The organism is Nocardia sp. NPDC051787 (genome assembly GCF_040681325.1).
Lineage (GTDB): Bacteria > Actinomycetota > Actinomycetes > Mycobacteriales > Mycobacteriaceae > Nocardia.
On the sequence record NZ_JBFAYO010000005.1, the window covers coordinates 106,756 to 115,710 of the forward strand.

General features: G+C 69.5%; 6 protein-coding genes. 1 reads left to right on the top strand and 5 read right to left on the bottom strand.

Annotation, left to right across the window (positions count from 1 at the left end; genetic code table 11):
- Positions 1-4: 4 nt before the first annotated feature.
- The 5 genes from AB0M45_RS07260 to AB0M45_RS07280 form a co-directional block, all read right to left on the bottom strand.
- Complete coding sequence (locus AB0M45_RS07260; RefSeq protein WP_364323866.1) at positions 5-1,174, bottom strand: hypothetical protein; 1,170 nt, start codon at positions 1,172-1,174, stop codon at positions 5-7.
- Between the two features lie 92 nt (positions 1,175-1,266).
- The gene (locus AB0M45_RS07265) at positions 1,267-2,661 is read right to left on the bottom strand and encodes a HAMP domain-containing sensor histidine kinase (protein WP_364323868.1); all 1,395 of its coding nucleotides are present in this window, start codon (positions 2,659-2,661) and stop codon (positions 1,267-1,269) included.
- Positions 2,658-3,377, bottom strand: coding sequence for a response regulator transcription factor (locus AB0M45_RS07270; RefSeq protein ID WP_364323870.1), 720 nt, complete (start codon positions 3,375-3,377; stop codon positions 2,658-2,660). Before AB0M45_RS07270 ends, AB0M45_RS07265 begins: the two co-directional genes overlap by 4 nt.
- Positions 3,378-3,554: 177 nt before the next feature.
- Complete coding sequence (locus tag AB0M45_RS07275) at positions 3,555-3,941, bottom strand: hemophore-related protein (RefSeq protein WP_364323872.1); 387 nt, start codon at positions 3,939-3,941, stop codon at positions 3,555-3,557.
- Positions 3,942-4,084: 143 nt separating this feature from the next.
- Positions 4,085-6,124, bottom strand: a complete 2,040-nt coding sequence (locus tag AB0M45_RS07280) for an AMP-binding protein (RefSeq protein WP_364323874.1) — start codon at positions 6,122-6,124, stop codon at positions 4,085-4,087.
- A gap of 321 nt (positions 6,125-6,445) precedes the next feature.
- Here AB0M45_RS07280 and AB0M45_RS07285 point away from each other — a divergent pair.
- A partial coding sequence (locus tag AB0M45_RS07285) for a sensor histidine kinase (protein ID WP_364323876.1) occupies positions 6,446-8,955 on the top strand: 2,510 nt, incomplete at its 3' end.

Sequence of the window (8,955 nt, forward strand, 5' to 3'; positions counted from 1 at the left end):
CCGCTCACTTCCGGACGATTTCGACCGGGTCGGTGAGGGCCAGCGCCAGGGCGGATTGCTGGGTGCCGGTGCGTTGCGGGAGGGCGGCGACGGCCTTGTCGGTCTGGGTGCTCAGGTTGTCGACGATGTTCTGCAACTGGGCGACGCCGCCGGTGAGCTGGCCGATGGCGCCGACCAGTTGGGCGCCGCCCTGCTCGGCGAGTTGCGGCAGGCCCTCGGCCAGCTTCGCGCCTTCGGACAGTTGGGCGCTCGCGCTGGTCAGGCGGTCGACGACGGTGCGGAGCAGGGTGCCGAGATCGGTGTTCGGGTCCACCGCGCCGCCGACGAGCGAGCCGAGGCCGGTGAGCTGCGCGCCCGCCTGGCCGGACACGCCGCGCAGCGCTTCCAGCTTTCCGATGATGTCGGCCAGCGCCGGATCGTTCGCGAAGGGCAACGCGCGCAGCAGCGGCAGAACCTGGTCGAGTCCGCCGCTCACCGTATTCGCCGTCCGTTCCACCTGCGCGATCGTGATGCCGGTCGAATCCAGCGCCGCGGCAAGCTGGTTCGCCTGCGCGGCGGCGCCGTCCACGGTCGCGTTCAGCAGCGCGATCGCCGAAGTGAGTTGTGCCGAGCCCTGGCGGGCGAAATCGAGGAAGCCGAGCAGCTGATCCGCGCCGGAACTGAACTGGCCGGCGCCGGCTGCGGCCGCGTCGACGCCCGCGCCCAGCAGTTGGGCGGTGAACTGCACCTGCGACATCTGCGACCGGGCCTGCGCGACGGCGGTGAGCGCGGCGTCCACCCCGACCGCGCCGATCCGGCGCGTCACCTCGGTTACCGCGCCGTTCACCAGGTCGGCGTCGGCGTCCTGGTGCGTATCCACGGTGACCTCGGCCCGCTTCGGCCGCGCTCCGGCGAGGGTGCCGATGGACTCGGTGAGGTCGGCGGGCAGGGTGATGACCGCGGCGTAGTCCTCGACGCTCGCCTCGCCCGGCGCGGTGGCGGACCACTCGTAGCCACCAGCCTCCTGCAACGCCTTGACGACGCGCGCACCGGTCGGCCCGGTATCGGCATTGACCAGGGCGATTGCCCTCGGGGCCCGATCGGACCCGGTATACGCGGCGATTCCGGCGCCGAGCCCTCCGGCGGCGAGGAGAGCAACGGCGAGAAGTGCCCAGCGGGCGCGTTTTCCGATCACGTCCGCAGACCCTAAACACGAGTTATGGCCGGGCCCATGGGATTTCTCTGAGAGTTGACTAAGGGGATGTGCGGCGCCGCGGGCGCTGCACATCAAACACGATCCGGAAGGTCCAGGACCAGGCGGATGCCGCCGAGCGTGCCCTCGTCGAAATAGGCTCGTCCACCATGCAACTGGGCTTGCTGGGCGACCAGGGCGAGGCCGAGGCCGGAGCCGCCCTTACTGGCCTCGCTGCCGCGGAAGAAGCGGTCGAAGACGGCTCGGCGCTCGTCCGGCGGGATGCCGCGGCCGTTGTCGTCGATGCTGATGACGATGTGGCCGTCCGGCGCCCGGTGCGCGCAGACCAATGCCTCGGTGGCTCCACCGTGCTTGACCGAGTTCGCCAGCGCGTTGTCCACCGCCAAGCGCAGCCCGGCGGGCAGACCGCGGGTCACCAGTTCGGCGTCGGAGTCGATGCGCACGGTGAGCCCGGGGAAGTGGCGCATGGCGTCGTGCGCGGCCTGGTCGCACAGGTCGCCGACGTCGGTGGCGACGTGGTCGCGCTCGTTGGTCAGGTCGCCGGTGGCCAGCCGCTCCAGCGCCGCGAGTGTCGTCTCCACCCGGCCCTGGCTGCGTTGCAGGTCGTCGAGGATCTCCGAGCGCTGCGCCTCGTCGAGATCGAGGGTGCGCAACACTTCCAGGTCGGTGCGCATCGCGGTGAGCGGGGTGCGCAACTCATGGGCGGACACCGCGGCGAAGTCGCGCGCGGTCTCCAGCGCGGCGGCGGTCTCCGCCTGCGCCTGATCCACCCGGCGCAGCATGGTGTTGACCGCGTCGGCCAGTTTCTCCGCCTCGTGCACGCCCGCGCCCTCGACCGGCGGCTGCGCATCCCGCGGATCGGGAAACGCGCTGCGTGCGCCGACCTGGCGGGTGAGCCGGACGATCGGGCGCACCGCTGCCCCCGCGAGCAGCCAGCCGAGCCCCGCGGCGGCGGCGATGGACAGCAGGGCGCCGCCGAGCACCCATCGCTGCTGCTCCGCGGTAGCTTCCGCCGCCCCCGCGGCGGGGATACCGAGCGACACGACCCGGCCCGCGGGCTGATTCTCCGTCGTGGTGAGAATCCGGTACGGGGTGTCGCCCACCGTGACGGTGCGTGAACCGGTCGGCAGCGCGGGCAGCTCGGTGGTCGTACTGGCGACGACGTCGCCGTTGTCTCGGACGGTCACCGCCATGTCGTTGTTCAATCCGGTCAGGCTGATGAACCGGACCGCGATCTGCGGCTCGATCAGCACGATGCGCGCCGCGATGGCGAGTTGCTGGTCGGACTGTTGCACGTTGTTGCGCTCGATGGCGCGGATGCTGATCAGGCTGATCAGCGTGACGATGACGATCGCGCCGGCGGCCGCGGCGCCCGCGACCCGGGTGCGCAGCGAAAACGACCGTCGCCGTTGGGTTTTCGGCGATGCGGTGGAGGCGTCCACGGCGCGGGCGCCGGGGGCAGCGCTCATTTCGGCGCTCGCAGCACGAACCCGACGCCGCGGATCGTGTGCAGCAGCCTGGGTGTGTCACCCACTTCCAGCTTGCGGCGCAGGTAGCCGACGAAGACGTCCACCACATTGGTATCGGCGGCGAAGTCATAGCCCCACACCAGTTCCAGCAGGCGTTCTCGGCTCAGCACCACGCCGACGTTCCTGGCCAGGGTGGACAGTAGCTCGAATTCCCGCTTGGTGAGCTCGATCTCGCGGCCGTGCAGCAACGCGCGGTAGCCGTCGACGTCCACCTCCAGCGGGCCGACGGTGATCGCCCCGACCACCGTGAGCGCCCCGGGGGTGGCCGGGGCAGGTGTGTCGGACCGTCGGCGCAGCAGCGCCCTGATCCGCGCCACCAGCTCCTTGAGCACGAACGGCTTGACCAGATAATCGTCAGCGCCGGACTCCAAGCCGGAGATGCGATCGTCCACCGACGCGCGAGCGCTGAGCACGCAGATCGGCACTTCGTTACCCATCGCGCGCAACGCGGTGACCACGCCCGCGCCGTCGAGCACCGGCATGTTCATGTCCAGCACGACGGCGTCGGGCGCGTGTTCGTTCACTGCGCGCAGGGCCTGCGCACCGTCCCTGGCGACCAGCACCTGGAAACCGGACAGCCGCAGCCCGCGCTCGACCGACGCGAGCACGTCCTCGTCGTCGTCGACGACCAGAACAGTCGGGCTGGATGTCGTCACATCAGCTCCCCCGCCTCTCCGGGGCTTTGGGCCGTACAAGTCAGGTGGCGCGGATCTGCGTTCAGGTCCTGCGTCGGGTGCCGCCCGAGTTTCGGGCGTTCCCGGTGAGTTACCCATGTTCTCGCGAAATCAGTCGGTCGGCTAGTAGCTGTCTGTCGGCTGGTAGCCGGCGGCCGGTCAGTAGTTGTGGCAGGACTCGGCCACGGTGCGGATGGTGTCGCGCAGCTGTGCGGTGCGCGGGTCGGTCTCCGCCTCGCGCACTGCGTCGGGGTTCGCATCGATCGCACGCTGCAACTCGGCGCGCCGCTGCTGCACCGGCTGATCGAATTTGCGCTGCAACTCGGCCTTCTGGGTCGGGTTGGCGTCGAGCATCGCGGCCAATTGCGGCGCCTTGTCGTGCAGTGCGGCGTCGACCTGGGCAAAGGAGCAATTCGATGTCAGCAGCGGCTCGGCGAGCTCCATCGGGCCCGCGCTCGCGATCGCGGGACTCAGGAACACGGCGATCGTGGCGAATCCGCCCGCGGCGAGCGCGGCGACGGCGGGACGGCCTACGGAACGCTTCATATGTGTTGCCTCCAGATCATCGAGTGGTTGCGGTGCGGTCTCGAGGCTATTTCGAACGTCTGGCATCGAGATGAACGTCCTCTGTGGAAACTCTGAGGACGCGCGCCCGGCCGTGCGATCACGATGGCGCAACGGGATCCCCGTCAGGGGGCCACCACATTGTCGGGATTTTCGGTGTTGTCCGGCGCCGGTCCCGGCCACTCCGGACGCGCCGCGCGGATCTGCTCCTCCAGCGCCTCGAGCACTCCGGGATCCTCGATGGTTGACGGCACCTCGAACGTCTCGCCGGAGGTGATCTGCCGGATGGTTTTGCGCAGGATCTTGCCGGACCTGGTTTTCGGTAGCGCTGACACGATGATGACGTCGTGCAGCGTGGCGATCGCGCCGACCTGGGTGCGCACCCGCTCGATCAGTTCGTCGCGCAGCCGCCGCGGATCGATCTCGACACCGGACTTGAGCACCACGTAGGCCACCGGCCGGTGCCCCTTGAGCTCGTCGGGCAGGCCGATGACGGCGCATTCGGCGACCGTGTCGTGACCGGCGATGGCGGCCTCGATGCTGCCCGCGGAGAGCCGATGTCCGGCCATGTTGATCACGTCGTCGCTGCGGCCGAGGACATACAGGTAGCCGTCCTCGTCGAAGTAGCCGGAGTCTCCGGTGAGGTAGTGGCCGGGATAGGCGGACAGATAGGAGCGCTCGTAGCGGGCGACATCGCGCCATAGTCCGGTCAGCGTCCCGGGCGGCAGCGGTAATCCGATGACGATATTGCCCTCGGTGTTGGCCGCCACCGGGTTACCGGAGGAATCCAGCACGCGCAGCCGATAGCCCGGCACCGGCACCGAGGCCGAGCCCGGCTTGATCGGCAGCTGCTGCAAGCCCAACGGGTTCGCGCAGATCGGCCAGCCGGTCTCGGTCTGCCACCAGTGATCGACGACGGGACAGTCGGAGCGGCCCGCGAGCAGGGTCTCGTCCGCCCAGGTGTAGGTGGCCGGGTCGAGACGTTCGCCCGCGCAGAACAGCGCGCGCAGCGAGGACAGGTCCCAGGCGTGGGCCAGCTCCGCGCCGGGGTCGGCCTTGCGGATGGCGCGCAACGCGGTCGGGGCGGTGAACAGCACGTTGACCTTGTATCGGGCGACCACTCGCCAGTACGCGCCCGCGTCCGGCGTGCCGACCGGCTTGCCTTCGTACAGCAGCGTGGTCGCCCCGACCAGCAGCGGCGCGTAGACGATGTAGGAGTGGCCGACCACCCAGCCGACATCGGATGCGGCCCACATCACCTGGCCCGCGTCGACGTTGTAGATGTTGCGCATGGACCAGGCCAGCGCCACCGCGTGGCCGCCGTTGTCCCGGACCACGCCTTTGGGCTTCCCGGTGGTGCCGGAGGTGTAGAGGATGTACAGCGGATCGGTCGCCGCGACCGGTACCGGGTCGGCCGGTGGTGCGTCGCGGACGGCGTCGTCCCAGTCGAGCCACTGCGCGGCCACGGTTTCCGTCGAGCTCGGTAAGTACTCGGTAGCGGGCTGCGGTGGGGGGAAATGGATGGTCTCGAACTGCGACCGCTGCTTGACGATCACGGTGCGCGGTGCGGTGGTGGTGGCGAGATCCAGAGCCTGCAACACGATCGGCGGATACTCGATCTTCCGGCTCGGCTCCAGTCCGCCGGACGCTGTGATGATCAACACCGGCTCCGCGTCATCGATACGGGCGGCCAGCTCCGGCGCGGCGAAGCCGCCGAACACCACCGAGTGCACCGCCCCGATGCGCGCGCAGGCCAGCATCGCGATCACCGCCTCGGGGATCATCGGCAGGTAGATCACCACGCGGTCGCCCGCCGAGACACCGAGCCGCAGCATCGCTCCCGCGAACCGGGACACCTCCGCGAGCAGCTCCGCGTAGGTGTAAACGGCGCTGGCGCCGGTCATAGCGGAGTCGTATATTAATGCGGGCTGATCGGCCCGACCGGCATCCTCGGGGGTGGTCGGATGCACGTGCCGGTCGAGCGCGTTGAAGGAGGTGTTGAGTCGGGCGTCGGGAAACCATCTCGCCACCGGGCGAGCGGTGGTGTCGACGATCTGGGTCGGTGGCACCACCCAGTCGATCGCTTCGGCCGCGCCGGCCCAGAACTCGGCGGGATCCACCAAGCTGGTCTGATAGGCCGGTCGATACTCGTGCCGCACGTTCAAACCCGTGACTCCCTAGCCTCGCCTCGATGCCCGCCTCGATAGATCTGGTTGATTGTGGCAGACTTCACGCGACGCCCGGGTGGGTGCCGCGACCTTTGGTTTTGCCTGGAACTGGCAGGTCAATGATCACGACATCACGCCGGGGCACCCAAGAAGTTATTGATCCGTTAGAATCTGATGTCACTTATTTGGGCCGTCGTAGGACGCAATTTCTCGGCCAGCCGCAGTTCTCGGCCAGCTCCACCTGTCGAGCCATGCACACGATCGTGGAGGCTCGGCTGATGGTGCTCGGTAGAGGCCAGTTTGGAAAGTGAGTGGGACATGCGTGACGCCGCTAGGTCCGGCAGTAAGCGCTGGGCGCTCGGCAACTGGGACCTGCGCTGGAAGGTGACGGCGGTACTCGCCGTCCCGCTGGCGGTCGCGGTCGGGCTCGGCGTGTCCAGGATCTCGTCGGAGTTCGCGGAATCGAACCGTCTCGCCGACATCGCCGAGAGCGTGGCTGCCATTCCGGCGGTCACGGGCCTCAGCGCGCAGACCGCGACCACCGCGGCCTCGCAGATGATCTCGCTGGGGACCAGCCAGTCCGTGGTGACGGATCAGAACCTCGCGGATCTGGACAAGGCGATCGCCAACGCCGAGAAGGCGGTCGGCAGACTCGACAGCGTGCCGGGCGCACGCGAGGCCATCGACAGCATGCTCACCGAGGCCAAGGGCGTCCGCGCACAGGGCAAGGCGGTCACCACCGGCCCGCCGTCGGACACCCTCGCGTTGATCGACCGGGTTCGCAATGACAGTGTGAGCATCGTCGAGTCTACGGTCGGCCAGGTCAGTAGCACCACCGTAGACGTGCCCAAACTGCGCCTGGTCGACTCTCTCAACACCCGTGCCGCTCTGGTCACCCTAGTCGCGGCCTTCCCCGAAGTGCTGCGCAACCAGCAGGCCGGCATACAGAGTTTCTTGATTGCGTCCAGCACCGAGCGCGCGTTGCTGAACGTGCTCGCGCACCGCTTCTCCGACGGAGACACTTCGATCGCGGAACTGCGCGCGGGCATCGACACCAGGGTCGCGCTGACTACCAGCCCGCAACTCCAGGCGGGACAGCTCCCGATCGGTGAGCTGAAGCAGTCGCTGACCGACAGCCTCGCGGTCTACGAGCACGTCGTCGGCAAGGCGACCAAGGACATCGACTCCGCGATGCAGTCGCTGGTGTCCACGGCCCAGCGCGACGCGTGGACCTACACCGCGGTCGTCATCGCGACCATCCTCGCCGCGCTCCTGCTCGCGGTGTTCGTCGCCCGCTCGATGATCGTCCCGCTGCACCGGCTGCGCTTGGCCGCGTTGCGCGTGGCCGAGAGCGATCTGCCGCAGGAGGTCGCCCAGCTCCGCCAGGGCGCCGCGCCGGAAGACGTCCCGCTGGAACCGATGCCGGTGCGCAGCACCGAGGAGATCGGTCAGCTCGCCCGCGCGGTCGACGACATCCACGGCCAGGCGCTGCGTTTGGCGAGCGAGCAGGCGAAGATGCGTTCGCAGGTCAACGACATGTTCGAGACCCTGGCGCGGCGGTCCAAGTCGCTCGTCGACCATCAGCTCACCCTCATCGAGGCGATGGAGTACGACGAGAAGGACCCGCGCCTGCTGGAAAACCTGTTCCGGCTGGACCATCTCGCGGCTCGTATGCGCCGCAACGGCGACAACCTGCTCATTCTGGCGGGTACCAGGCAGCGCCGCGCCAAGTCCGCTCCGGTCGAGATCGCCGACGTCCTGCGTGCCGCCATCTCCGAGGTCGAGGACTACGAGCGCGTGAAGCTCGGCGCCACGCCGCGCGGTTCGCTGAAAGAGCCGGCCGCCTCCGACCTCGCGCACCTGTTCGCCGAGCTGCTGGACAACGCGCTGCGCGCCTCGCCGCCGGAGACCGACGTCAAGTTCACCTTCGCGCAGGCGCACGACCAGGGCCTGCTCATCGAGGTCGCCGACCGCGGCATCGGTATGCCGCCCGCGGAGATGGCCGACATCAACCGTCGCCTGGAGCAGACCGCCGAGCCAGGGCCCGACACGGCCCGCCACATGGGTCTGTTCGTGGTCGGCAGGCTCGCCGAGCGGCACGGCCTCACTGTGCGGTTGCGCCCGACCTTCGACACCGCTCGCGATCCAGGCGTGACCGTGACCGTGCACGTGCCGGTCGGACTGATCGTCGCGGGTAAGCCGATCGCGGGGCAGCCCGTCACCCCGCAGCCCTCGCCGCAGGCCGTCAAGCCACAGCGTCCGTCGGCGCCATCGTCCATGCAGATGCGGGCGGTCACGCGCACTCCGGGGGGCAATGTCATGGTCACCGTGGATCCCGGGGTGAGCGGCCCGATTCCGGTCACCGAGTCCCCCGCCCCCGCCCCCGCCGCGCCGCCCAGCGCGCCGGTGCCCGCCGGTCCCGGCGGTCTGCCACAGCGGCAGCCGGGTTCGTCCATGTCGTCCGGTTCACATTCGGACGGGCAGCAGTCGAGCGCGAGCCTGCGTTCCGCGCCGAGCCAAGCGGCGAGCGGTCCCCAGCGCGGCAAGCTCGCCGCGGCCAACCTGCCCAAGCGCAATCTCGGTCCCGGCGGCCCGCCGCCGCGTCAGCCGGGCGGTCCGGCGGAGCAGGCAGGCGCAGGTCTGCCGCAGCGTGAGCCGAACTCGGGTGAACTGCCGCAGCGGCAGCCGGGCGCCGCCGGCGTGCCGCAGCCGAGCGTCGGTCTGCCGCAGCGGCAGCCGGGATCGAACGGTGTTCCGCCACGCGACGCGTCGTCGAACGGACTGCCGCAGCGTGAGTCGGTGTCGGGTGGTTTGCCGCAGCGTGAGAC

Excerpts from the sequence above, each read along its gene's own strand:
- AB0M45_RS07275 (WP_364323872.1), bottom strand. The coding sequence starts at position 3,941 with ATGAAGCGTTCCGTAGGCCGTCCCGCCGTCGCCGCGCTCGCCGCGGGC.
- AB0M45_RS07265 (WP_364323868.1), bottom strand. The coding sequence starts at position 2,661 with ATGAGCGCTGCCCCCGGCGCCCGCGCCGTGGACGCCTCCACCGCATCG.